Origin of the sequence: Metabacillus sp. FJAT-52054 (assembly GCF_037201815.1) — a bacterium.
Classification (GTDB): domain Bacteria; phylum Bacillota; class Bacilli; order Bacillales; family Bacillaceae; genus Metabacillus_B; species Metabacillus_B sediminis.
Window position 1 is genome coordinate 1,811,632 of record NZ_CP147407.1, and the last position, 24,824, is coordinate 1,836,455.

General features: G+C 44.9%; 24 protein-coding genes and 1 riboswitch. Of the genes, 23 read left to right on the forward strand and 1 reads right to left on the reverse strand.

What is annotated here, in order from left to right; all coding sequences use genetic code 11:
* Nucleotides 1-18 precede the first annotated feature (18 nt).
* A riboswitch (SAM riboswitch) is annotated at nt 19-124 on the forward strand.
* Nucleotides 125-190: 66 nt separating this feature from the next.
* The 10 genes from WCV65_RS09550 to WCV65_RS09595 all read left to right on the forward strand — a co-directional run bounded on the left by WCV65_RS09550 (nt 191) and on the right by WCV65_RS09595 (nt 7,272).
* Nucleotides 191-334, forward strand: a complete 144-nt coding sequence (locus WCV65_RS09550; protein ID WP_082883918.1) for a YezD family protein — start codon at nt 191-193, stop codon at nt 332-334.
* Between the two features lie 123 nt (nt 335-457).
* A complete protein-coding gene (locus WCV65_RS09555; protein WP_338781857.1) occupies nt 458-1,159 on the forward strand; it encodes a phosphoadenylyl-sulfate reductase in 702 nt (233 codons plus the stop codon).
* 13 nt (nt 1,160-1,172) lie between these two features.
* Nucleotides 1,173-2,234 (forward strand): inorganic phosphate transporter, encoded by a 1,062-nt coding sequence (locus tag WCV65_RS09560; protein WP_338782229.1) that lies wholly within the window; start codon nt 1,173-1,175, stop codon nt 2,232-2,234.
* A gap of 41 nt (nt 2,235-2,275) precedes the next feature.
* Nucleotides 2,276-3,430, forward strand: coding sequence for a sulfate adenylyltransferase (sat, locus tag WCV65_RS09565; RefSeq protein ID WP_338781858.1), 1,155 nt, complete (start codon nt 2,276-2,278; stop codon nt 3,428-3,430).
* Nucleotides 3,427-4,041, forward strand: coding sequence for an adenylyl-sulfate kinase (cysC, locus tag WCV65_RS09570; RefSeq protein ID WP_338781860.1), 615 nt, complete (start codon nt 3,427-3,429; stop codon nt 4,039-4,041). Before sat ends, cysC begins: the two co-directional genes overlap by 4 nt.
* 61 nt (nt 4,042-4,102) lie before the next feature.
* A complete protein-coding gene (cobA, locus tag WCV65_RS09575; protein WP_338781862.1) occupies nt 4,103-4,879 on the forward strand; it encodes a uroporphyrinogen-III C-methyltransferase in 777 nt (258 codons plus the stop codon).
* Nucleotides 4,880-5,644 carry a sirohydrochlorin chelatase gene (locus WCV65_RS09580; RefSeq protein ID WP_338781864.1) on the forward strand — a complete coding sequence of 255 codons (765 nt, stop codon included), beginning with the start codon at nt 4,880-4,882 and terminating at the stop codon, nt 5,642-5,644.
* A complete protein-coding gene (locus tag WCV65_RS09585; protein ID WP_338781866.1) occupies nt 5,641-6,147 on the forward strand; it encodes a bifunctional precorrin-2 dehydrogenase/sirohydrochlorin ferrochelatase in 507 nt (168 codons plus the stop codon). Before WCV65_RS09580 ends, WCV65_RS09585 begins: the two co-directional genes overlap by 4 nt.
* A 540-nt stretch (nt 6,148-6,687) precedes the next feature.
* Nucleotides 6,688-6,867, forward strand: coding sequence for an FbpB family small basic protein (locus tag WCV65_RS09590; RefSeq protein ID WP_338781868.1), 180 nt, complete (start codon nt 6,688-6,690; stop codon nt 6,865-6,867).
* A 3-nt stretch (nt 6,868-6,870) separates the two neighbouring features.
* Nucleotides 6,871-7,272 (forward strand): hypothetical protein, encoded by a 402-nt coding sequence (locus WCV65_RS09595; protein ID WP_082883917.1) that lies wholly within the window; start codon nt 6,871-6,873, stop codon nt 7,270-7,272.
* A 133-nt stretch (nt 7,273-7,405) separates the two neighbouring features.
* On the opposite strand, the gene WCV65_RS09600 is transcribed toward WCV65_RS09595, so the two are convergent.
* The gene (locus WCV65_RS09600) at nt 7,406-9,115 is read right to left on the reverse strand and encodes an NFACT RNA binding domain-containing protein (protein ID WP_338781872.1); all 1,710 of its coding nucleotides are present in this window, start codon (nt 9,113-9,115) and stop codon (nt 7,406-7,408) included.
* A 280-nt stretch (nt 9,116-9,395) separates the two neighbouring features.
* Between WCV65_RS09600 and WCV65_RS09605 the strand changes: the two genes are divergently transcribed.
* The 13 genes from WCV65_RS09605 (at nt 9,396) to pknB (ending at nt 24,819) form a co-directional block, all read left to right on the forward strand.
* On the forward strand, nt 9,396-12,068 hold the full coding sequence (locus WCV65_RS09605; RefSeq protein ID WP_338782233.1) for a cation-translocating P-type ATPase: 2,673 nt from the start codon (nt 9,396-9,398) through the stop codon (nt 12,066-12,068).
* 162 nt (nt 12,069-12,230) lie between these two features.
* The gene (locus tag WCV65_RS09610) at nt 12,231-13,106 is read left to right on the forward strand and encodes a YicC/YloC family endoribonuclease (RefSeq protein WP_035412832.1); all 876 of its coding nucleotides are present in this window, start codon (nt 12,231-12,233) and stop codon (nt 13,104-13,106) included.
* 65 nt (nt 13,107-13,171) lie between these two features.
* Nucleotides 13,172-13,435 carry a DUF370 domain-containing protein gene (locus WCV65_RS09615; protein WP_035412829.1) on the forward strand — a complete coding sequence of 88 codons (264 nt, stop codon included), beginning with the start codon at nt 13,172-13,174 and terminating at the stop codon, nt 13,433-13,435.
* 15 nt (nt 13,436-13,450) lie between these two features.
* Nucleotides 13,451-14,068, forward strand: coding sequence for a guanylate kinase (gene gmk / locus WCV65_RS09620; protein ID WP_338781875.1), 618 nt, complete (start codon nt 13,451-13,453; stop codon nt 14,066-14,068).
* A 5-nt stretch (nt 14,069-14,073) separates the two neighbouring features.
* Complete coding sequence (gene rpoZ, locus WCV65_RS09625) at nt 14,074-14,274, forward strand: DNA-directed RNA polymerase subunit omega (RefSeq protein ID WP_035412823.1); 201 nt, start codon at nt 14,074-14,076, stop codon at nt 14,272-14,274.
* A gap of 214 nt (nt 14,275-14,488) precedes the next feature.
* On the forward strand, nt 14,489-15,703 hold the full coding sequence (coaBC, locus tag WCV65_RS09630) for a bifunctional phosphopantothenoylcysteine decarboxylase/phosphopantothenate--cysteine ligase CoaBC (RefSeq protein WP_338781877.1): 1,215 nt from the start codon (nt 14,489-14,491) through the stop codon (nt 15,701-15,703).
* Nucleotides 15,700-18,111 (forward strand): primosomal protein N', encoded by a 2,412-nt coding sequence (gene priA / locus WCV65_RS09635; protein ID WP_338781879.1) that lies wholly within the window; start codon nt 15,700-15,702, stop codon nt 18,109-18,111. The genes coaBC and priA overlap by 4 nt, the downstream gene beginning before the upstream one ends.
* Before the next feature lie 122 nt (nt 18,112-18,233).
* Nucleotides 18,234-18,716, forward strand: a complete 483-nt coding sequence (gene def / locus WCV65_RS09640) for a peptide deformylase (protein WP_035412814.1) — start codon at nt 18,234-18,236, stop codon at nt 18,714-18,716.
* Between the two features lie 5 nt (nt 18,717-18,721).
* Nucleotides 18,722-19,660, forward strand: a complete 939-nt coding sequence (fmt, locus tag WCV65_RS09645; RefSeq protein WP_338781882.1) for a methionyl-tRNA formyltransferase — start codon at nt 18,722-18,724, stop codon at nt 19,658-19,660.
* The gene (gene rsmB / locus WCV65_RS09650) at nt 19,661-21,004 is read left to right on the forward strand and encodes a 16S rRNA (cytosine(967)-C(5))-methyltransferase RsmB (RefSeq protein WP_338781884.1); all 1,344 of its coding nucleotides are present in this window, start codon (nt 19,661-19,663) and stop codon (nt 21,002-21,004) included. It abuts the gene before it with no gap.
* Nucleotides 21,005-21,007: 3 nt separating this feature from the next.
* Nucleotides 21,008-22,099 carry a 23S rRNA (adenine(2503)-C(2))-methyltransferase RlmN gene (rlmN, locus tag WCV65_RS09655; RefSeq protein ID WP_338781886.1) on the forward strand — a complete coding sequence of 364 codons (1,092 nt, stop codon included), beginning with the start codon at nt 21,008-21,010 and terminating at the stop codon, nt 22,097-22,099.
* Between the two features lie 6 nt (nt 22,100-22,105).
* The gene (locus WCV65_RS09660; RefSeq protein WP_338781887.1) at nt 22,106-22,867 is read left to right on the forward strand and encodes a Stp1/IreP family PP2C-type Ser/Thr phosphatase; all 762 of its coding nucleotides are present in this window, start codon (nt 22,106-22,108) and stop codon (nt 22,865-22,867) included.
* Complete coding sequence (gene pknB, locus WCV65_RS09665) at nt 22,861-24,819, forward strand: Stk1 family PASTA domain-containing Ser/Thr kinase (RefSeq protein WP_338781889.1); 1,959 nt, start codon at nt 22,861-22,863, stop codon at nt 24,817-24,819. The genes WCV65_RS09660 and pknB overlap by 7 nt, the downstream gene beginning before the upstream one ends.
* Nucleotides 24,820-24,824 lie beyond the last annotated feature (5 nt).

Consider the following 24,824-nt stretch of genomic DNA (forward strand, 5'->3'; position numbering starts at 1 on the left):
GAAATCAATAACACATCATACTTATCCAGAGCGGTGGAGGGACCTGGCCCTTTGAAACCCGGCAACCTGCTTGAAAGCAAGGTGCTAAATCCAGCAAAATGGAATCCATTTTGGGAGATAAGGGGAATACACCTCACAAGTCTTTCTAAAATGGAAGGCTTTTTATTTTTGTATTGGGGAGGGGCTGTCCGTGGGGGAGCAGGATCAGCTTGAAGAAGTTATCGGAAAGCTAAAAGAAATGCTTCAGGCAATGAAATACGGATCCATCACCCTGGTTGTCCAGGATGGTAAGATCATTCAGCTTGAGAAAAATGAAAAAGTCAGACTGAAATAAAAATCCAATATGAGTACGCTGACTAGACAAACTAGAGGCGGGAACGGTTTGCCTGCTCTTTGTTTATGCAGCGGCGCGTTCCTGCCTTTTTGCGTTGGTTTTAAAAAAGAGGAGTGTAAATTTATGCTGACATTCGAAAATTGGACAGAAACCGCTCCAGAATTCGAAAATGATGACAAAACGGTCGAAGCGCTCAACGTTCTAAAATGGGCGTATTCACATTATCAGGACGATTTAGTTTACGCATGCAGCTTTGGTATTGAAGGGATTGTTCTGATCGAGCTCATATCAAAAATTAAAAAGGATGCCAGAATCGTATTTTTAGATACAGAGCTCCATTTTAAAGAAACCTATGATTTGATTGACCGTGTAAAGGCAAGGTACCCAGATTTAAATATTTTATTGAAAAAGCCGCCTCTAACTGTAGCTGAACAGGCTGCAAAGCACGGGGATGAACTATGGAAGAGGGATCCGAATGAATGCTGCAGAATCAGGAAAGTGCTTCCTCTCAGAGAGGTTATGAGCAGCGAAAAAGCATGGATTTCCGGATTGCGCAGAGAGCAATCTCCTTCAAGGAAAAACACCCAGTTTCTGAACAGAGATGATAAATTCGAAAATGTTAAAATCTGCCCGCTCATTCACTGGACATGGAAAGATGTCTGGCGTTATGCCCACAAAAATGATTTGGATTACAATGTTCTCCACGATCAAGGATACCCGAGCATCGGATGCAAGCCATGCACCCAGCCTGCAATCGATGTAAATGATGCGAGATCCGGCCGCTGGAATGGCAGCCAAAAGACAGAATGCGGTCTGCACGGTTGAGGGCTCTGCTATGATGGAAGCTGCAGCGATCATCCTGAGTTTATTTTTCGCAATGAATATTGGGGCAAGCGGAGCGGCTGCTTCCATGGGTGTCGCGTACGGATCAGGGGCAATAAAACGCAGAATGGCAGCACTCCTGCTCTGCGGCGCGGGCGTAGTTCTTGGCGCAGTACTCGGGGGAGGAGAAGTCGTTAAAACCATCAGCTCGGGAATTATTCCCCAGTCGATGATTACATTGCAAATCGTCCTGGTTATTATCAGTTCTGCTGCTATCTCGCTGTTTATGGCCAATTTGATGGGCATTCCGCTGTCTACCAGTGAAGTTACAGTAGGAGCGGTAGTCGGGGTTGGGGTCGCCTATCATGCTCTATATGTCCAATCTATTCTCCTCATCATGATGTTCTGGGTCATTATTCCAGTGGCAGCCTTTTTTATCACCTATTTTATATGCAGAGCATCAAAGCCGCTTTTTTCCAGGCTGGAGGCCCGAGGAGGAACGATGCTGATTTATCTTTTAATTGCAGCAGGTTTCTTTGAAGCATTCTCAGCTGGAATGAATAATGTTGCCAACGCTGTCGGCCCGCTGGTAGCGGCGGGAGTTATTTCTGTAAACAAAGGGGTATGGATTGGCGGCTTTTTCGTAGCAGCTGGTGCTGTCCTTCTGGGCGGTCGGGTCCTTGAGACGAATGGGAAGAAAATAACAAGACTTTCGAAAACAGAAGGTATTGTAATTTCGGGTACGGGTGCACTGCTTGTCATCATCAGCTCCCTATTCGGTCTTCCCGTCCCTTTAACACAAGTTACTTCAACATCCATTATGGCGTCCGGGGCTGCTAAAAATGGTCCGATTGTTTTTCAAAAGGGCATCGTGAAAAAAATCGTCAAAGTTTGGATTGTTTCCCCGCTGGTGAGTCTGGCGATCTCATACGTAATGGTCAAGCTGTTTGTACAATCCGATTTTTATTCCACATTTTCAGCTGTTGCGATTATGGTTGCGACGCTTGGAGTTCTCTCGTTAATGAAAGCAATAAAAAAAGAAAAGCGCTCTGTACATGAACAAGGCGGAGGAATTTAAGTTTGAAACCAAGTAGTTTTATCTGAATAGGAGGAGTATTGATGAGTTTAGCACCGCATGGAGGAAAATTAATACAGCGAACAGATTTAGGCAAGAGTCTCGGACATTTAAAGAAAACGATTGAACTGGATGCTATGGCATTAAGCGACTTGGAACTGATTGCTATAGGAGGGTACAGCCCGCTGTCAGGATTTTTATCTGAAAAGGACTATCTCAGTGTAGTAGAAACAATGAAGCTCTCCGATGGTACGGTATGGTCCATACCTATAACACTTCCAATCTTTGAAAAGCAGGCAGAAGATCTTACTAAAGGAGATCAGGCAAAGCTCGTTTTTGAGGGCACAGATTATGGATTCATAAACATCGCCGAAATTTACAGACCGGATAAAGAAAAAGAAGCTCTTAACGTTTACAGAACATCAGACCGGAACCATCCCGGCGTGAAAAAGCTATTTTCCAGAGGAGAGCTTTACGTAAGCGGGGAAATTACGCTCATTAAACGGACCCAGCCTGATTTCCCTGATCATTATTTTGAGCCGGCTGAAACCAGAGCTGCCTTTGAACAAAAGGGCTGGAAAACGATTGTTGGATTCCAAACGAGGAACCCAGTCCACCGGGCGCATGAATACATTCAGAAAACGGCTCTTGAAACCGTCGATGGTCTATTCTTAAACCCGCTTGTCGGGGAGACAAAATCAGATGACATTTCTGCCTCCATCAGAATGAAAAGCTATGGAGTTCTGCTGGATGAATACTATCCGAAGGAACGGGTATTCCTTGGAGTGTTCCCGGCTGCGATGAGATATGCAGGACCAAGAGAAGCCATCTTTCATGCATTAGTACGGAAAAATTATGGCTGCACCCACTTTATTGTTGGAAGAGATCATGCAGGTGTCGGCGATTATTACGGCACGTATGATGCACAGTATATATTTGACGAATTTAACCCTGAAGAAATCGACATAACACCGCTTCGTTTTGAGCACAGCTTTTACTGCAGCAAATGCGAAGGAATGGCTACAACCAAATCATGTCCTCACGATCCGGAGCATCGGGTTATTCTTTCCGGTACAAAGGTAAGAGAGATGCTTCGGAAGGGAGAAGTTCCTCCAAGCACATTCAGCAGACCTGAAGTCATTAAGGTGCTGATTGAAGGGATGAAAGAGACACAGGCAGAAGCGGAGGAAGTTCGATGAAACAGTCTGCTAACGTTACGTGGCATCAGCAGTCCATTTCCAAACAGGAGCGGAGAGAAAGAAACGGACATCATAGCTTTGTCGTATGGTTTACGGGATTATCCGGCTCAGGTAAATCTACAGTTGCCAATGAACTGGCGCGGAAGCTTTATGAAAACGGTGTGCAGGTTTATGTGCTGGACGGGGATAATGTCCGCCATGGCCTTAATGGGGATCTCGGATTCTCTGACAGCGACCGCCGCGAAAATATCAGGAGAATCGGTGAAGTATCCAAGCTGTTTACCGATGCGGGAAGTGTCGTTATAACAGCCTTTATCTCACCGTTTAAGGAGGACCGGAGCCAAGTTCGCGGCCTTTTGGAAGCAGATGAATTTGTCGAAGTGTTTACAGACTGTTCTCTTGAAAAATGTGAAGAACGAGATCCTAAAGGATTGTATAAGAAAGCAAGAAGCGGAGAGATCAAAGGGTTTACAGGAATCGATTCCCCTTATGAGAAACCGGATCAGCCGGAAATTGTCCTGAACAGCGGGGAGTTCAATCCTTCTGAATGCGCAGAGCAGGTTCTTCACTATTTAAAAGATAGACAGTTTGTCAGCTTGAAGAATGCATAGGGCTGTTTCCGAGTAAGGACTTGAAACCCCTTCTGCGGTATAATGATTCAAGGGAGGGATGATGATGTCGAAGGTGTACCTCGTGGGAGCAGGCCCGGGAGATCCGGACTTGATCACAGTAAAAGGGCTGAGATGCATCCAGGAGGCCGATACCATTTTATATGACCGGCTCGTGAATAAAGAATTGCTGGAGCACGCTAAAGAAGGCGCTGACCTCATTTACTGCGGAAAGCTGCCTGATTATCATACAATGAAACAGGAAACGATTAACCGTTTTCTCATAAAATTTGCTAAAGGCGGCCATGTGGTAACACGGCTTAAGGGCGGAGATCCGTTTGTATTCGGCCGCGGCGGCGAAGAGGCGGAAGCACTTGTTAAGCATGGAATTGAATTTGAAGTGGTTCCGGGAATTACATCCGGAATTGCTGCTGCTGCTTATGCAGGGATTCCGGTAACCCACAGGGATGCGAGCGGAAGTGTAGCATTCATTACCGGCCACCGGAAAGAGGGGGAGGAAGAAAGCAGCCGCTGGAAAAGCTTAGCCGGGGGAGTAGATACCCTTGCCATTTACATGGGGATCAGTCAGCTGCCATATATACAGGAACAGCTCCTGGCCCATGGGAAGCCTGCTAAAACTCCGGCAGCGGTGATCCACTGGGGGAGCACGGATGAGCAAAGAACCGTAACCGGAACACTGGCTGACATCCATGAAGCTGTAAAGCAGGGCGGTATATCCAATCCGAGCATGATTATCATTGGAGAAGTGGTTACATACCGTGAGCAGCTCAAATGGTTCAAAGAGGACAGGACAGATTCTCAAGTAAGCGAGGCGCTCTAAATGAAGCAGGCTGTTTTGTATATATGCCACGGAAGCCGCGTGAAAAAAGCGCGTGATGAGGCTATAGAATTTATCTCAGCATGTAAAAAGCACGTGCAAGCACCCATCCAGGAAATTTGTTTTCTGGAACTTGCAGAACCGGATATAAAAACCGGGTTTGAATTGTGCCTGAATAAAGGCGCAGACTCTATAGCGGTTATTCCTGTACTTCTGCTTACAGCCGCCCACGCGAAATCCGATATACCCGAAGAGCTTGAAGCAGTCATGAAAGAACATCCTAATATAGCTGTTTCCTATGGCGCGCCAATCGGCGTTCAAGGGGAAATGTCCGAAGCAATTCTTGAACGCTTGAGTCCGCTCCCTGCTCATGAAAACGCCAGAGCTCTGCTTGTAGGAAGAGGCAGCTCCGATCCGGATGTAAAAAAGGACTTAGGGGCAATAGCGAAAGGCGTAGAGGAGCGGACAGAGGGGCTCGAAGTCAACATATGCTACTTAACAGCGGCTGAGCCTTCTTTTTCAGAGGTTTTAAAAAGGATTCAGGAGTTTCCCGAAAAAAAAATCTATATTGTCCCTTATTTGCTGTTTACCGGTCTTCTCATGAACGGAATTGAAAAAGAAATCAGTTTGCTTAAAACCGATAAACAAATCATTCTTTGCTCATACGTAGGTTTTTCAAAGCATGTACAAGCTGCTTTTATAAAGAGAGTGCAAGAAGCGTTAGAAAAGCTGCCGGCGTCTTCTGCTGAAGCAGAGGTGAGACTGTGATTCCTTTAATGATTAATTTTTCTGAAAAACCTATCCTTATTGCCGGGGCCGGGAAAATCGCGTACCGCAGGCTTATGGTATTTCTAAAGGAAGAGGCCGCCATCACGGTCATCAGTCCTGAAGCAGTGAGCGAAATAAGGGATCTTCATTTGTCGGGGGAAATTCAGTGGATTAAGCGGAAGATAAGAAAAGAAGACCTGGATGGCTACTTTTTAATCATTGCCGCAACAGATGACCGGTCGGCAAACAAATACATAGCCGAACAGACCCATCCACTGCAGCTAGTGAACATTGCTGATGAAGCGAAGGATGGAAATGTTGAAGTACCCATGCGTGCCTCTAAAGGAAAACTGACCGTTTCCGTCCATACAGGCAGTTCCAGTCCGGCTATGGCTAAAGAAATCTGTTCAAAGCTCATTGGCAGTATAGAGGATGAAACCTTTGAATTGCTTGAACAGAGTTACCTGGAAAGACAAATGCGTAAAACGAATCAAGAAATATGAGGGGGCTGTCCAATAACCCCTGCTAAGAGGATAGGATTGAATGAAACCCCCTGAATGCTTTGAATGAGCATACAGGGGGTTTTGGTTTTTACTTAGCATTTTCGAACAATTATTGTATAGGCTGATTGGAGGGGAAGGTGCGCGACTCCTTGCTAAGAGCAGCGGAAAAGGTGAGACCCCCGCAAAGCAAGCACCTGCAGCGGAAATCAGCCCAAATCAATCTGCTTTTAAATGCGAACAGAGCTTTGAAAACTGACTATGTGGACAGCCCTCTTTTTTGACTGTTTCCATACTCAAGTTGACAAAATGGCAGAAGTCCTATATGATAGATTTATAAGTTCATATGAACTCCAAAGGGGAGTAGCAGTTCAAATAAAGTCGTCATTACGAGATAACCGTCTCCGGCTTTATTGGCAGCATATTGTTGTTTGCGAGACCTTTGCCAAATTGTTGGTAAAGGCATTTTTGTATTCAGGGCGCTTTTACCGGCATGGTAAAGGCGCCCTTTTGATTTTGATGAAATGAAAGGAATGGATCGCTATGAGAAAACCAGTCAGATATTCAATGGAAGAATTTATCCGCAGGAATAAGCAGGAGCTGACAAGCAATGCTGATTTAATGGAAAAGCTAGAAGAAAGAATTGAAGACCGGTATACGGTCGTATATCCAGAAAAAAGCAAGAAACATATACCCAGTCTGCAGACCGATAGGAGAAGATGACGAATGATGAAGAAATTGATTGCAGCCATGACAGCCGCTGCACTGCTTTTTACCCCGGTAACAAACCTGATTCCAGATCAGGGTGTCAAAACCGTTGAAGCGAAAGGATTTAAGAAGAGCGGGGGATTTGGAAACCGATCCTCCATTTTAGATAAAAAACCGCAGGTGAACAAATACAATAACAGTAAAAATTCTGCTGTTTCTAAAGCGAAGAACCGTTCACTCATGAAGGGTCTGATAGCAGGCGGATTAGCGGGTCTTCTGTTCGGGAGCTTGCTTGCGAACATGGGGATCTTCGGTTCAATCATCGGATTTCTTATCAATGTGATAGGAATCTTTATCTTACTATATGCAATTAGAAAAATTTATCAGCTGGTGAAGCGCAGACGCGTATATCATCAATAACAGGAAAAGGAGCCGGGCAGGCTCCTTTTTTTAGTGTTTAGGTGTTAAGCTTGGTTTTTGGTTTCCTCTTCGGGCGATCACTTGCAGGTCCAATCAATAGGTTTAAAAAATCAACATCATCCTTTAACTTAGCCTATTTTTTAAGCCGCTTCACCAAATCGGGATCCGGTGTAACAAAAACGGTTTGCTGATGGTCATAGATCACAAAGCCGGGTTTTGAACCGCTCGGTTTTTTTACATGGCGGACGAGAGTGAAGTCAACTGGAACAGATGCGGAGCTTCTCGCCTTACTGTAATAGGAAGCAATATTGGCTGCTTCCAGTATGGTTTCCTCAGCTGGATCCTTGGATTTAATGACAACGTGAGAGCCTGGAATGTCCTTCGTATGAAGCCACGTATCATCTCTCGCTGCAGCACGGTTGGTTAAGTATTCATTTTGTTTGTTGTTTTTCCCGACAAGGATGACGGTGCCGTCTGATGCAGCATACTGCTCTAGGACGGGGAGGACCACTTTCGGTTTCTTGCCCTTTTTCAAAATCTTCTTCTTCATATAACCGCCATCCTGAAGCTCTTCGCGGATTTCTTCTAAATCTTTTGGGGAACCAGACTCTATTTGCTGCAGAAGATTATTCAAGTAGTCAATTTCCTCTCCTGCCAATCTTAATTGCTCATGGATATGGGTAATGGATTTTTTAGCCTTCTGATACTTAGTAAAATAGCTCTGAGCATTTTCAGACGGGGTTTTCTGAGGACTCAGTGCAATGGTTATAGTGCTTCCGTTCTCATCATAATAATTCAACACTTCAGCTTGCCTATCTCCGCGTTTCATAGAATACAAATTGGCGGTCAGCAGCTCCCCGTATAGCTGGAATTTCTCTGCATCCTCCGCATCGACTAGAGACCGTTGAAGTTTTTTGATCTTTGACTTATTTTTTTTCAGTTCGTTGGAAAGAAACCGCTCCAGATCATTTCCCTGCTGTTTAACACGGTCGCGGTCTGCTTTCCCGAAATAATATCTGTCCAAAAGCCCGCTTAAGGAATCGAAAAATTTTCTTTCTCCTTTTAGATGGGTGAGGTCCGTTAAATAAAAGGCTTCTTTTTCATTTCCTGTAATCATGACAGGATTCAAGCTGCCCTGCTGAAGACGATTCATTGTCTCTATAAATGCCTTAGGAAGGGTTTCCCGATTGACCATGCCTGAACGTTCAGTAATCTCGCGTGCCAGCAGGGGGGAAATACCTGCAAAATGCTCTACAAGCTGTTTGTCAAGTTTCCCTCCAAAGAAATCAAGCTTTCTTAAGATCGTTTCCTCGTCCAGTCCAAAAGGCGGCGTTTTGTCCTGGCTAGGAGGAAACACATAAGGATGTCCAGGCAATACGGTACGATAGCTGTTGACGGCAGGGGGGAGATGCTTAATGCTGTCGAGTATAATTTGCCGTTCTGAATCAACAAGCACCATATTGCTGTGGCGGCCCATGATTTCAACAATCAGTTCCTTATGGGTGACATCCCCCAGTTCACTGCGGCCTTTTACACGGAAAATAATGATCCGCTCCATATCCTTTTGCTCAATTTGTTCAATAACACTGCCCTCCAGGTGCTTTCTCAGCAGCATGCAAAACATGGGCGGAGAGGAGGGATTATCATAATTTTCATTGGTTAAGTGAATCCTCGCATAGCTCGGATGCGCAGAAATCAGCAATTTATAATTTGTGCCCCCTGAACGTATTTGAAGAATCAGTTCATTCTTATAAGGCTGATATATTTTTGAGATTCTGCCATTCTCGAGCTTTCCCTGGAGCTCTTTTGTCATGGCATATGTAAATATTCCGTCAAACGACATGTCCTTCACCTGCTCTGTTTCGTAAAGATTTAGAGGAACGTCCCTCTAGTTGCATTTCCATGAATGATTTGTATTTGCTGCTGCAAATAACTCTGTTTATGGAAGCTTCTCTCTATTATAACGTGTAAGACTGGTATCTTTCACTATAAATACCTTTACTGCTTAGTGTCCTGCATAAAAGGCTTCCCTTTTTTTAAAGTCATTTTTCTGTGCTTGTCTGAATAGGATGGTGATAGAGAAGGGCTTGACCAAATTGGAGCAAGGGGTGCATATGCAGATCATGAAATGGCATGAGATGGAGATTCAGGATGTGGCGGAGTCCGTTAACACCAACCGGGATACGGGCCTTTCGGACAGAGAGGTCCATTCCCGTTATGGTAAATTTGGCTATAATGAGCTGCAAGAGGCGGAAAAGACTTCCGCGCTTTTATTATTTTTGGGTCAGTTTAAAGATTTTATGGTGCTCGTCCTGCTTGGAGCTACCATCATTTCTGCGTTTTTAGGAGAATACATTGATGCGGTCGCGATTGTGGCGATCGTCCTTATGAATGGTATTTTAGGGTATTTCCAGGAAAGGCGGGCTGAAAAATCTCTTGAAGCCCTGAAACAGCTTTCTGCTCCACAGGTGAACTGTCTTAGGGATGGGGAGTGGGGAAGGATTGCTTCCAGAGAATTAGTGCCGGGAGATATAATAAAATTTACTTCAGGGGACAGAATTGGAGCAGACCTGAGACTATTAACGGTAAAAAGTCTGGAAATTGAGGAGTCTGCATTGACGGGAGAATCGGTACCCGTGCAGAAAACGAATGGAGCATTACATGTAAAAGAAGCGGGTCTCGGGGATTTAACGAATATGGCCTTTATGGGGACGCTTGTTACAAGAGGCAGCGGAATCGGGATGGTCGTGGCAACAGGGATGAAAACGGCGATGGGGCAAATTGCCGATTTGCTGCAGACGGCTGAATCCTTGGACACGCCGCTCCAGAAACGGCTTGAACAGCTTGGAAAGATTTTAATCGTGGTCGCTCTTATATTGACTGCTCTTGTAGTGGGCGTGGGCGTCATTCAAGGCCACAGCTTATATTCCATGTTCCTTGCAGGGGTCTCCCTGGCGGTGGCCGCCATACCGGAGGGCTTGCCGGCTATTGTCACAGTTGCTTTATCACTTGGCGTACAGCGGATGATTAAGCAGCGCTCCATCGTCCGGAAGCTGCCGGCGGTGGAAACGCTTGGGTGTGCTTCGGTGATCTGTTCAGATAAAACCGGAACGATGACTCAAAATAAAATGACCGTAACGGATATATGGTCAGGCGGGAAGCAGTGGAAGGTATCGGGAACGGGCTTTGATGTGAAAGGGGAATTTACCTATAAGGAAAGAACGGTTGCCCTGAAAGAAGAAAAAGCGCTGCAGCAAATATTAACGTTCGGAATGCTTTGCAATACGGCTGAATTAAACGAAACGGAAGCTGAAAAGAGGATTGACGGGGATCCGACAGAGGGCGCATTGCTGATTGCCGGAATGAAGGCTGGAATGACAAGAGAATCGCTTAATAAGAAATTTACGATTATTGAAGAATTCCCTTTTGATTCCACAAGGAAAATGATGAGTGTCATCGCAGAGGATTCTGCCGGGAAGCGTTTTGTTGTGACAAAGGGTGCACCTGACGTCCTGCTTGGCATCGCAGGGCAGGTCCTTTGGGAAGACAGGCAGCATTCTATGACGTCACAATATGAACAGCGCATTAAAGAGTCAATTGAGAGCATGGCGTCCAAAGCGCTGAGAACGATTGCCATAGCCTATAAACCGATAAGCCAGGACCGGGTGTATAAGCAGGAGGATGCCGAAAAGGATTTAGTATTTGTCGGGCTTCAGGGAATGATTGATCCTCCAAGGCCTGAGGTCAAGCAGGCAATTAAAGAATGCCGGGCTGCTGGCATCAAAACGATCATGATTACGGGCGATCATGTTATTACCGCACGGGCTATAGCCAAGCAGCTTGACCTTCTGCCTCACAACGGAAAGGTTATGGACGGGGCGGCACTGAACAAGCTTTCTTCAGATGATTTAGAGAAAGTGGTAGAGGATGTCTATGTTTTTGCAAGGGTTTCACCCGAACATAAGCTTAAAATTGTGAAAGCCTTTCAAAAACGCGGCCATATCGTGGCAATGACAGGAGACGGTGTGAATGATGCCCCTGCCATTAAAGCTGCAGACATTGGTATATCAATGGGCATTACAGGGACAGATGTTGCGAAGGAAGCATCAGCGCTTGTTCTGGCAGATGACAACTTTGCCACTATTAAATCCGCGATCCGTGAAGGAAGAAACATATACGAGAACATCCGGAAATTCATCCGTTACCTGCTCGCATCCAATGTAGGAGAAATCTTGGTTATGCTGTTTGCGATGATTCTTGCTCTTCCGCTTCCTTTAGTGCCTATCCAAATCCTATGGGTGAATTTGGTGACGGACGGACTGCCGGCAATGGCGCTCGGCCTGGATCAGCCTGAAGGGAATTTGATGAATCGCAAGCCCCGTCATCCTAAAGAAGGGGTATTTGCGAGAAAGCTTGGATGGAAAGTGATTTCAAGGGGATTCTTAATTGGAGCAGCAACGCTTGCTGCCTTCATGTTTATCTATAACCGTGATCCTGAAAATCTGGCATATGCCCAGACAGTTGCTTTTTCAACTCTCGTTATGGCTCAGCTCATTCATGTATTCGACTGCCGCAGTGAGAAATCCATTTTTGACCGAAATCCATTTGAAAATTTATACCTGCTGGGAGCGGTTGCCTCATCCATCCTGCTTATGCTTGTCGTCATCTATTATCCGCCGCTTCAGCCGATCTTCAAAACGGTATCCATCATCCCTAGGGATTGGATTCTTATCCTTGGAATGGCCTCACTTCCTACATTTTTACTGGCCGGCTCACTTTTAACAAGAAAATCCTAATTTGTTATGATATAATTCACAAGGTAATAGCGCGCCTATTACCTTTTTATTTTTTCTGTATCCATCTGCTGTTTACCGTTATCCCATACAACTTTCAGCAGCGAGGTTTTGCAGGGACATCATATATTTCCAATTCACTCTTGGAAAATGGAAGTGATAATCATGATTGCGAGTATGACAGGGTTCGGAAGGGCCGTTCAAGAAAAGGATGGGCGGACGATCTCAGTTGAAATGAAATCGGTAAACCATCGATTCTGTGAGATTAGTGTAAAAATGCCTAGACAACTAATGTCTGTAGAGGATAAAATCAAAAAAGTGATCTCCGGCCGGATACGCAGGGGCCGATTAGAAGCATACATAACAATCGACGGAGAGCCGATTGCTAAGCGCACTGTCAGTGTTGACTGGGATCTGCTCGATCAGCTGACAGAGGCTGCAGCGAAAATGAAAGAACGGTACGGTTTTAATGACCAGCTTACATTGGATGGTCTATTGAAAATAGAAGATGTGGTACAAGTACAGGAAGAACACGGGGACCAGAGCCGTTTGCTTGAAGCAATTCTGGATACAGTTGAGTCCGCGGTTATTGAGCTTAGCGGGATGAGGCTGAGCGAAGGCCGGCATCTGCTTAAAGATATTGAAATAAGGCTGGATGATGTAAGGGCGGCTGCAGAACAAATCGAAGCAATTGCGCCGGCTGTTCAAAAGAGCCATATGGAGAAGCTTTCCACTAAGCTTAAGGATTTACTGCAGACAGAGGCGGATGAATCAAGAATTTTAACTGAAGCAGCCATATTTGCCGAAAAAGCCGATATTACGGAAGAAGTCACCCGAATATACAGTCATCTTCAGCAATTCAGCCAGGCACTCCATTCAGGTGAAGCAATTGGCAGAAAGCTCGATTTTATCGTGCAGGAGCTGAACCGGGAAGCCAACACCATTGGTTCGAAAGCTAATGACAGCCGAATTGCAGCATTTGCAGTGGAGCTTAAAAGTACCATTGAAAAAATAAAGGAACAGGTCCAAAACGTAGAATAGGAGCCTGTTTAGACCGCCATTTTTCAGGCTAGACTAGAGCTGGTATCATATAGGGGGAGCAAACGTTGAACATTAAACTCATTAATATCGGTTTTGGAAATATTGTATCAGCTAATCGAATCATCTCCATTGTCAGTCCTGAATCTGCACCTATTAAAAGAATTATCCAGGATGCCCGGGACCGCGGCATGCTCATTGACGCCACGTATGGACGCAGAACGAGGGCCGTTGTCGTAATGGACAGCGATCATATTATTCTATCTGCTGTTCAGCCTGAAACTGTCGCACACAGACTTTCAAATAAAGAAGAGTTATCAGATGAAGGGTAGGGGTTATTGAAAGCTATGAAAGAAAGAGGACTGCTCATTGTCCTTTCAGGTCCTTCGGGAGTCGGAAAAGGGACAGTCAGAAAAGAGATTTTTTCTCAGGATGATACAAAATTTCATTATTCCATATCCATAACAACAAGAAAGCCGCGTACCGGCGAAGTTGACGGCATCGATTATTTCTTTAAGTCCCATGAGGAATTTGAAGAGATGATCAAGAATGATAAGCTACTCGAATGGGCAGAATTCGTAGGGAATTACTACGGAACACCTGTCGATTATGTTGAAAAGACGCTTAGCGAAGGGAAAGACGTTTTCCTGGAAATTGAAGTGCAGGGCGCCCTTCAGGTGCGAAAAGCATTTCCGGAAGGACTATTTATCTTCCTTATGCCGCCTTCCCTTGATGAATTAAAAAATCGGATTGTGACGCGCGGAACGGAATCGGCGGATATTATTGAAAACCGCCTGCTTGCAGCGAAAGAAGAAATCCTTCTGATGGATGCCTATGATTATGTAGTTGAAAATGATCACGTAAATCTGGCATGCGACAGAATTAAAGCAATCGTTACGGCCGAGCATTGCCGCCGCGAACGTGTTGCTCCATGGTATAAAAAGAAAATTTCGGAGGTCGAATAAACCCTATGTTAAATCCTTCTATTGACTCGTTAATGAATAAGCTTGATTCAAAATACACACTTGTAACCGTAGCATCCAAACGTGCAAGAGAAATGCAGATCTACAAAGATCAGCAGATTACAAAGCCGATTTCTCATAAATTTGTAGGAAAAGCTTTGGAAGAAATCGATGCAGGCTTGCTTTTTTACGATAAGGAAGAGAACTGATCCTGCTTGATATGCCGTTATGAAAGGCTGACCCATTCAATCTGAAAGCCATTTGCTCTTCTCCCTTTTATGAAGGGCGAACTGCTTAAGGCAGCCTGGTTGCAATGGGGCGGCCTCTTTTTATGGAGAGAAATTTAATGAAGTCTTCTGCTTTGGCATTCCTTGAAACATTGGTAAAATGATAGACAAATAACAATGATGGCGGGGGTTTACAATGGGAGATAAGAAAAAGATCCTGCTTGGAGTAAGCGGAGGCATCGCCGTATACAAAGCAGCTGCCTTGACAAGCAAGCTTACCCAGGCTGGTTATGATGTAAAAGTAATCATGACTGCCTCGGCATGTGAATTTGTTGCACCGCTGACCTTTCAGGCGCTCTCAAGACATGATGTGTATACAGATACGTTTGATGAAAAAGAATCAAGCGTTATTGCTCATATTGATTTAGCAGACTGGGCGGATTTGATTGTCCTCGCTCCGGCAACCGCCAATGTGATCGGAAAGCTTGCCAATGGTCTGGCAGATGATATGCTGACTACAACACTGCTCGCTGCCACGGCACCAGTATGGATTGCACCGGCCATGAACGTACATATGTATGATCACCCTGCAGTAAAAAGAAATATCCAGACGCTGTATGAGGATGGATTTCGATTTATTGAACCGAGCGAAGGATATTTAGCGTGCGGATATGTCGGACGCGGCAGGCTTGAAGAGCCTGAAAAAATTGTCCGCCTTATTCAAAGCTACTTTCGTATAGATGGACGAGGACCATTAAAAGGCAAAAAAGTTTTAATTACAGCCGGTCCAACCGTGGAACCCATTGATCCTGTAAGGTATTTCTCAAACCGGTCGACGGGCAAGATGGGATTTGCACTTGCTGAAAAGGCTGCGGAAATGGGGGCGGATGTAACGCTTGTCACCGGACCATCCCATTTGGAGGATCCATACGGAGCAGCTGTGATAAGAGTTCAAACGGCTGAGGAAATGCTGAACGAGGTAATGGAACGATTTGATCAGCAGGATGCTGTCATTAAATCTGCTGCTGTGGCTGATTACAGGCCTGCACACCCTATGTCCCATAAAATGAAAAAACAAGAAGGTCCGCTATCCGTTGAAATGGAACGTACAGCTGATATTTTAAAAACACTCGGTGAGAAAAAACAGCATCAGCTTCTTGTTGGTTTTGCTGCTGAAACAGACAATGTTCATGAATATGCGATGCATAAGCTTGTGAAGAAAAATCTCGATTTGATCATCTCGAATAATGTGACGATTGAGGGAGCCGGTTTTGCTGCTGATACCAATCTGGTCACAATCCACCGCAAAGATGGAACCAGTAAGGAGCTCCCTTTAATGTCTAAGAATAAGGTAGCTGAGAGTATTTTGCTGGAGGCTGCTGCAATGCTGCGTTTGGAGAAAGAAGAATGAAAATTGCAAGGGTAGTGGTCGATGTCCCTGCCATGCAGACAGACAGGCCTTTTGATTATTTAGTTCCGGAAGAGTGGGAGGATGTCATTGTACCGGGAATCAGAGTGATCGTACCGTTTGGCCCGCGTAAAGTACAGGGCTTTGTTATCGAGGTGGCATCAGCATCTGAGGTAAACAAGCTCAAAAAAATTTCAGAGATTTTTGATTTGACGCCGGCATTAACGGATGAATTGCTTGAACTTGGAAAGTGGCTTACAGAAAAAACCCTGTGCTTCCAGATTTCTGCTTTTCAAGCCATGCTTCCTGCAGCCATGAAAGCAAAATATGAAAAACGGATTTGCCTGACCCGGAATAGCAGTGAATTGCCCCCGGAACTTGCTGTGTTATTTGAAAATACCAGGGATATATCCTGGAAAGAGGCTGAAGCTCACAATCTCTTTGCAGAGTTGCAGAAGGAAATAAAAAAAGGCAGCTTAGAAGTCGTCTACCAGGTAGCACAAAAGGGGAAGCAAAAAAAAGTCCGGTATTTGAAACCTGCAGCAGATCTTGAAGCATTAAAAAAAACTGCAGAGGAAATGCCTGCACAAGCCGGCAGGCAAAAGGCTGCTCTTGATTATATTATTGCATCCCAAAAAAGTGAGATCTCTGCAGCCGATTTGAAAAGCGGAGCGAACGCAAGCGATTCTTCCATTAAAGCTCTTGTTCAAAAAGGGATACTGGCTGAAGAATGGCTGGAAGTATATCGTGATCCATTTGAGCATCGCACCTTTAAGGCAACAGAAAATATGGCGCTTACCAGTGAACAGCAAAGTGCTATTGCTCCAATTCTGGATTCAATTGAAGCTTCCAGGCATGATGTCTTTATGATGTACGGTGTGACCGGAAGCGGGAAAACAGAAGTGTATCTTCAAGCCATCGACCGCGTCATGAAAGAAGGAAAGGAAGCCATTGTGCTCGTTCCTGAAATTTCTCTTACCCCGCAAATGGTAGATCGGTTCAAAGGACGGTTCGGTTCAAAAGTCGCCGTATTGCACAGCGGGTTGTCGACGGGAGAAAAATACGATGAATGGCGGAAAATTCAGCGCAAGGAAGTCCAGCTCGCCGTCGGTGCCCGCTCGGCTATTTTTGCCCCGTTTGAGAACCTTGGAATCATTGTAATTGACGAGGAGCATGAATCAAGCTATAAACAGGAAGAAAACCCAAGATATCATGCCCGTGACGTCGCAATTCACAGAGCTGAAAGCTACCGCTGTCCGGTTGTATTAGGCAGTGCGACTCCATCCCTTGAATCGTTTGCTAGGGCAAGCAAAGGGGTTTATCATCTTCTTCCATTAAGGGAGCGGGTCAACAGCCGGGCACTGCCTGAGGTGAATGTTGTTGATATGAGAGAAGAGCTGCGAAATGGAAATCGTTCGATGTTTTCTTCCGATCTTTTCGAGCAGCTGCAGCTCAGGCTGGACCGAAAAGAGCAAACGGTTCTGTTTTTAAACAGAAGGGGCTTTTCTGCCTTTGTCATGTGCAGGGATTGCGGCTATGTCATTCAATGTCCTAACTGCGATATTTCCATGACCTATCACCGTCAGGGAAATAAACTAAAATGCCACTACTGTGCACATGAAGCACCAATGCCTTCTTTATGTCCAGAGTGCAGCAGCGAGCATATCCGCTTTTTTGGAACGGGTACTCAAAAGGTGGAGGAAGAACTTGCAAAGGTTTTGCCGGAAGCACGGGTAATTCGAATGGACGTAGATACAACTTCAAGAAAAGGAGCCCATGAACGGCTTCTGGGGCAATTTGGCGAAGGAAAAGCAGATATCCTGCTTGGAACGCAAATGATTGCCAAGGGTCTTGATTTTCCCAATGTTACGCTTGTAGGAGTTCTTGCCGCAGATACGATGCTTCACCTGCCGGACTTCAGGGCTGCAGAGAAAACCTTTCAGCTGCTAACGCAGGTAAGCGGCAGAGCGGGCAGGCATGAATTAACCGGTGAAGTGGTCATCCAATCCTATACACCGGATCACTACAGTATCCAGCTCGCTAAAGATCACGATTATGATGGGTTTTATGAGAGGGAAATGATGGAAAGAAAGCAGCATGCCTATCCGCCTTTTTATTATGTGGCGGTTGTCAACGTATCACATCCCGATTTGCTTAAAACGTCATCAGTAATGGAAACAATCGCACAGTTTCTTATACAAAACCTTGATTCCCATACAAAAGTGCTGGGTCCTGTTGCATCACCGATACCCAGGATCAAGAATAGATATCGTTATCAATGCATGATAAAATACAAGCGGGATGAAAAATTAATCCCTGCGCTGAAAAAAGTGATGGATCGCTATCAGCAGGAAATGGCAAGAGATGAGCTCGTTATTTCAATTGATTTGAACCCAACAACTTTAATGTAGCATCCTAAGACCGGCCGTTGCCGGTTTTATATATGTAATCAGGGCTTACGTATATTTCATCAAAAGCTAGGAAACCCTGCGGCACCGAGTAAACACTTCAAAATGTGAGGGAGGAACCTTTTATGGCTATACTGAAAATTGCAGAGCACCCGGATCCAATTCTTGAGCAGTCCTGTGAGAAAGTAACGGTTTTTGATAGGGAGCTTACAAGGCTGCTTAAAGATATGTATGAAACAATGATCGCTGCAGATGGGGTAGGATTAGCCGCCCCTCAAGTGGGGATTGCAAAACGAATCGCTGTAGTAGACATTGGAGATGATTATGGAAAAATCGAATTAATCAACCCAAAAATTATGAACTCACGCGGAGAACAGACTGGACCTGAAGGCTGCTTGAGCTTCCCAGGACTGTTTGGTGAAGTCAAGCGTGCGGATTATGTGAAAGTACATGCGCTCAATCGGAAAGGAAAACCTTTCACTGTTGAAGCAGATGGTTTTTTGGCAAGAGCTCTTCAGCATGAAATCGATCATCTGGATGGCACTCTTTTTACTGCTAAAGTTCTTCGATATTATGAAGACGGAGAGCTTGAGGAAATGGAAGGATGAATGAAATGACTAGAATCGTATTCATGGGAACCCCTGATTTTTCTGTTCCTGTTTTAAGAAGGCTTGTTGATGAAGGGTATAATGTAGTCGGTGTTGTCACCCAGCCGGACCGTCCGAAAGGCCGCAAAAAAGAACTGACGCCTCCCCCAGTCAAAACAGAGGCTTTAAAGCATGGCATTGAGGTCCTGCAGCCGGAGAAAATCCGCCATCAAAAGGATCTTGACAAAGTACTGGCACTGAAACCGGATTTAGTTGTAACAGCGGCATTCGGACAAATTTTACCGAATGAGCTGCTGGAAGCGCCAAAGCACGGCTGTATTAACGTCCATGCTTCCTTGCTGCCGGAACTTCGCGGCGGCGCCCCCATTCATTATTCCATTTTACAGGGGAAAGAAAAAACGGGAATAACAATTATGTATATGGCCGAAAAACTTGATGCGGGTGATATCCTCACACAAGCTGAGGTTATGATTACAGAAGAAGATAACGTCGGTACATTGCACGATAAACTAAGCAAAGCCGGAACAGAACTACTGGCTGAAACTCTCCCGATGCTTCTGGAAGGCAAACTGAAGCCGATAAAGCAAGATGATTCAAAGGCGACTTTTGCATCCAATATTAAACGCGAGCAGGAAAAGATCGACTGGACTAAAACAGGTGAAGAAATTTACAACCATATTCGCGGTTTAAATCCCTGGCCGGTAGCTTTCACCTCTTTAGAGGGACAAACAGTGAAGATTTGGCGCGGAGAAAAAATGAAAAGCACCAATCCATCTGAGCCGGGCACGGTGATTGGAATCGATTCAGATGGTTTTGTCGTGGCTTCTGGAAACGGCACTGCCGTAAAAATAGTAGAGCTTCAGCCGGCAGGCAAGAAAAAAATGAGCGGGGAAGACTTTTTGCGCGGCAGCCAGATTGCCCCCGGAACGAAACTTGGTGAATAAATGAAAACAGCAAATGTACGAGAATTGGCAGTAGATGCCTTGATGTCCATTGAGAAAAATCAGGCATACAGCAACCTGCTGCTTAACACCACCATCCAGAAAAGCAATTTGTCATCTAAGGACGTTTCTTTATTCACAGAGCTTGTATATGGAACACTTCAAAGAAAAATAACGCTTGATTATTATTTGGAGCCTTTTACTTCGAAAGCAAAAAAAATGGAATTATGGGTACGGATTTTGCTTAGAATGTCCCTTTATCAAATGATCTATCTTGACCGCATTCCGGAAAGGGCGATCTTTTTTGAGGCAGTCGAAATCTCCAAGAAAAAAGGGCATAAAGGAATTGCCGGATTTGTAAATGGAGTCCTTCGTGCTGTTCAAAGAGAAGGAGTGCCTTCACTCAATGAAATTGAAGATCCTATTGAACGTTTGGCGCTTGAAACAAGCCACCCGGTTTGGCTCGTGAAAAAATGGGCGGATCAGTATGGACTGGATGATACACAGAAAATGTGCGAAGTTCATATGAAGCCTCCTGTCGCTTCCGCAAGGGTAAATCGGATGCACCTTACCGTTGAAGAGGCAGTTGCTGGTCTGGCAGAAGAATCCTTCGACGCAGCACGAGGAGTTCTTTCAGAAGATGCGGTAATCCTGAAAAGAGGCAATATTTCTAAAAGCAGACTTTATAAAGCAGGGAAACTGTCCATTCAGGATGAAAGCTCCATGCTTACTGCAAGAGCTGTAAGTCCAGCCAAAAATGAAGTAGTCCTTGATGCTTGTGCTGCACCTGGGGGCAAGTCTTTGCATATGGCTGAATTGATGGAAGGGACTGGTGAGATTGTTTCTCTGGATCTTCACAAACACAAAGTGAAGCTAATTGAGGAACAGGCTGAAAGAGCCGGGCTCCACAACATTTCTCCTCAAGTCATGGATGCGAGGGAGGCTCCACTAGAACTCAGTGGTATTCAATTTGACAAAATTTTAGTGGATGCGCCATGCTCGGGCTTTGGTGTCATTCGAAGAAAGCCAGATATAAAATATGCAAAAAATGCCAACGATGTTAACAGACTTTCTGCCATTCAGCAGGAGCTCCTGGATTCGGTTTCGCGTTTACTTAAAAAAGGTGGTACACTTGTCTATAGTACCTGTACAATCGATAAGGAAGAAAATGAAGAGGTTATCGCTGATTTCCTGGCGTCCCATCCTGAATTTGAAGAAGATCATTCCTTAAAACAGCTCCTTCCTGAGAAGGTTCACCCATATATCAACGGCGGAAAACTGCAAATTCTTCCGCATTATTTTGAAACAGATGGATTTTTCATCACAAGATTAAAAAAGAAGGTGTAATCATTGAATAAAACAACAATACAACAAGGTAAAAAGGGAGTAACGGCTGCTAAGCCGTCCATTTATTCCCTTGAACTTCATGAAATTAAAACCTGGCTCGAGGAAAATGGCGAGAAGGCGTTCCGTGCACAGCAGATTTTCGACTGGCTATTTATAAAAAGGGTTACTTCTTTTGAAGAGATGTCGAACCTCTCAAAAGAACTGCGTCAAAAACTGGAACAGCAATTCACATTAACCACATTAAAGACGCTAATCCAGCAAACGTCCGGCGACGGTACAATGAAGTTTCTTTTCGAGCTGCATGACGGTTCTTCAATTGAAACGGTATTGATGAAGCATGAGTATGGAAACTCCATCTGTGTTACCACTCAGGTAGGCTGCCGGATCGGCTGTACGTTCTGCGCATCAACCCTTGGGGGATTAAAAAGAAACCTTGAAGCAGGAGAAATCGTTGCTCAGGTCGTAAAAGTACAGAAGGCTCTCGATGAACTTGGCGAACGCGTAAGCTCCGTCGTCATAATGGGAATCGGCGAACCGTTTGATAACTATGATGCAATGATGTCTTTCCTGAAAATCATCAACCATGATAAAGGATTGAACATAGGAGCACGCCATATTACTGTTTCCACAAGCGGAATTATTCCTAAAATCTACAAATTTGCAGATGAACAGCTGCAAATTAACTTTGCCCTTTCCCTGCACGCTCCAAACAATGAAATCAGAAGCCGTCTAATGCCGATCAACAAGGCTTATAAGCTTCCTGATCTTATTGAATCCATTCGTTATTACGTAAACAAAACGGGACGCAGAATCTCATTTGAGTATGGATTATTCGGCGGCGTGAACGACCAGGTGGAGCATGCAGAAGAATTGGCTGACCTTATTAAAGGCATCAAATGCCACGTAAACCTTATTCCTGTGAACTATGTGCCGGAACGTGATTATGTGCGGACACCTCGAGATCAAATTTTTGCGTTTGAAAAAGCATTGAAAGACCGCGGTGTAAACGTAACGATTCGACGTGAGCAAGGTTCTGACATTGACGCAGCATGCGGCCAGCTAAGGGCGAAGGAGCGGAAAGAAGAGACGAGGTGACCTTTTTTGGAGACTGCTTTTCGATCGGACATAGGTAAAGTCCGTTCTCATAATGAGGATTGTACAGGTATTTTCTTTAACAGGGAACAAGCGGCTTTTGCCGTAGTAGCAGACGGAATGGGAGGCCATTTAGCGGGCGATGTAGCAAGCTCGATGGCCGTTTCCGCATTCCGCGAATTTTGGGAAAAATCCGAAGGGATTCATACACCGGATGATGCGGAAAAGTGGCTGAGAGGAAAAATTGAAGAAGTCAACCGGCTTCTGTTTGACCATGCCTTGCATCATCCTGAATGCAGCGGAATGGGAACGACATTTGTCGGTGCAATTTGTACCCGGTCATTTGCCACCATTGGGCATATCGGCGACAGCCGCTGCTACCTTCTTAATGCAAGCGGTTTTAAACAGATTACCGAGGATCACTCTCTTGTCAATGAACTCGTCCGCTCCGGAGAAATTACGAAGGAAGATGCTGAGCATCATCCCCGTAAAAATGTGCTGATGAGAGCGATGGGAACTGAGCTTAGGGTACAGGTGGAAATCAAATCCTTTTGCACAGAAGAAGGAGATGCACTGCTGCTTTGCTCAGATGGACTTTCTAATAAAGTAAGTGAAACTGAAATGGAAAACATCCTCGTATCAGGTGCAGCTCTGAATGATTCTGCTGACAAGCTAATTCGGCTTGCAAATGAAAATGGCGGAGAAGATAATATTTCGGTTGCCATGGTCCTTATGCCTTCCGGGGATGGGGAAGGTGATCTTTCTTGCTAATCGGAAAGAGAATCAGCGGCCGCTATCGCATTCTTGAAGTGATTGGCGGAGGAGGAATGGCGAATGTTTACCTTGCTCAGGACGTCATTCTGGAACGAAAAGTTGCGGTTAAAGTACTGAGATTTGATTTTGCAAATGATGAGGATTTCATCAGAAGATTCCGGCGTGAGGCACAATCAACGACGAGTCTGGATCATCCGAACATTGTGAGTATATACGATGTGGGCGAAGAGAACGGAATTTATTATATTGTCATGGAATATGTGGCGGGTACAACCCTTAAACAATACATACAAAATCATGCTCCTCTTCACCCATCCGAGGCATTGGATATTATGGTGCAGGTTGTATCAGCGATTGAACATGCGCATGAGAATTTTATCGTTCACAGAGACATAAAGCCGCACAATATATTAATCGATCATGATGGAAGAGCGAAAGTGACGGACTTTGGCATTGCCATGGCGCTGAGTTCAGCGACAATTACACATACAAACTCCGTGCTTGGTTCAGTTCACTACCTTTCCCCGGAGCAGGCGCGGGGCGGTTTGGCAACTAAAAAATCAGATCTTTATTCACTCGGTATTGTGCTATATGAAATGCTGACAGGAAGGGTTCCGTATGATGGAGAATCGGCTGTATCAATTGCTCTAAAACATCTGCAATCTGAAACTCCATCACCCGAGCGCTGGAATCCATCTATTCCCCAGAGCATGATTAATATCATATTAAAAGCTATGGCTAAGGATCCATTTCATCGATACGATTCTGCCGAAGAGATGGAAGAGGATTTAAGGACAGCCCTACATGCAGACAGACTCAATGAAAAGAGATATGAAATCCCTGTAGACGATGAAGCCACAAAGGCTATTCCCGTCATTACAGATCAATATCTTTCAGATAAAAGCGAAACGATCAATCATTCTCAGCCTCCCGGTAAAGCGAATGAAGAAGCAAATCAGGATGGAAAACCTAAAAAGACTAAGAAGAAAAAAAGTAAATTTGCAGTTTTTATCATTACAGTCTTTATTATTTTGCTGGCAGCAGGAGTCAGTGCCATCACCATCGTGCCCTCATTGCTGCTTCCTGAAGATGTCTCAGTCCCCGATGTTTCAGGTGAAGAATACGGGGATGCGGTCAACACGTTAAGCGAAGCAGGTTTCAGGGTAACGGAAAGATCGATCGCAAGTGATGACGTTCCAGAAAATTATGTCGTGAAAACAGATCCAGAGAGTGGGAAAATGGCCAAGGAAGGCTCCATGGTTACAATCTATCAAAGTACCGGAAAAAAAATGACTGAACTTGAGGATTTGAAGGGCCGGGATATTGATACAGCAAAAGAATTGCTTGAACGAAAAGGCTATAAGAACGTAATCGTGGAGGAAATGAATGATGACCAGGAGGCAGGACTTGTCATTGACCAGGAGCCTTCGGCAGGTACGGAGGTCATTCCTTCAGAGGATGAAGTGAAGCTCACAGTCAGCAAAGGGCCGGAGGAAATTTTACTGGAAGATTTAAATGGCTACTCTCAGAATGATGTAAACAGCTATACGCAGGAAAAAGGGATCCTTTTAAAAGAAAAGGAAGAGTATTCTGATACGGTTCCCGCAGGCAAGGTTATTTCCCAAACCCCGGCAGCCGGAGAAAAGCTGAAGCCTGGTGAAAGGCTCGAAGTCGTTTTTTCACTTGGCAAAGAACAGCAGGAAGTAGCAACGGTATCCAAGGAAATTGAGATTCCGTATGAGCCTGCTGTACCCGGGGAAGAACAGGAAGTTCAAATTTGGATTAATGATGCGGAGCGGTCTTTCTCAGAACCGGAAGCGACATTTAAAATTAAAGCACCTGAAAAGAGAACGATCCAATTTAAAATCGCTCCTGGACAGAATGCGTACTATCAAGTAACCGTTAACAGCCGAATCGTTGATAACGATACGATACCTTATCCAAACTAAAGGAG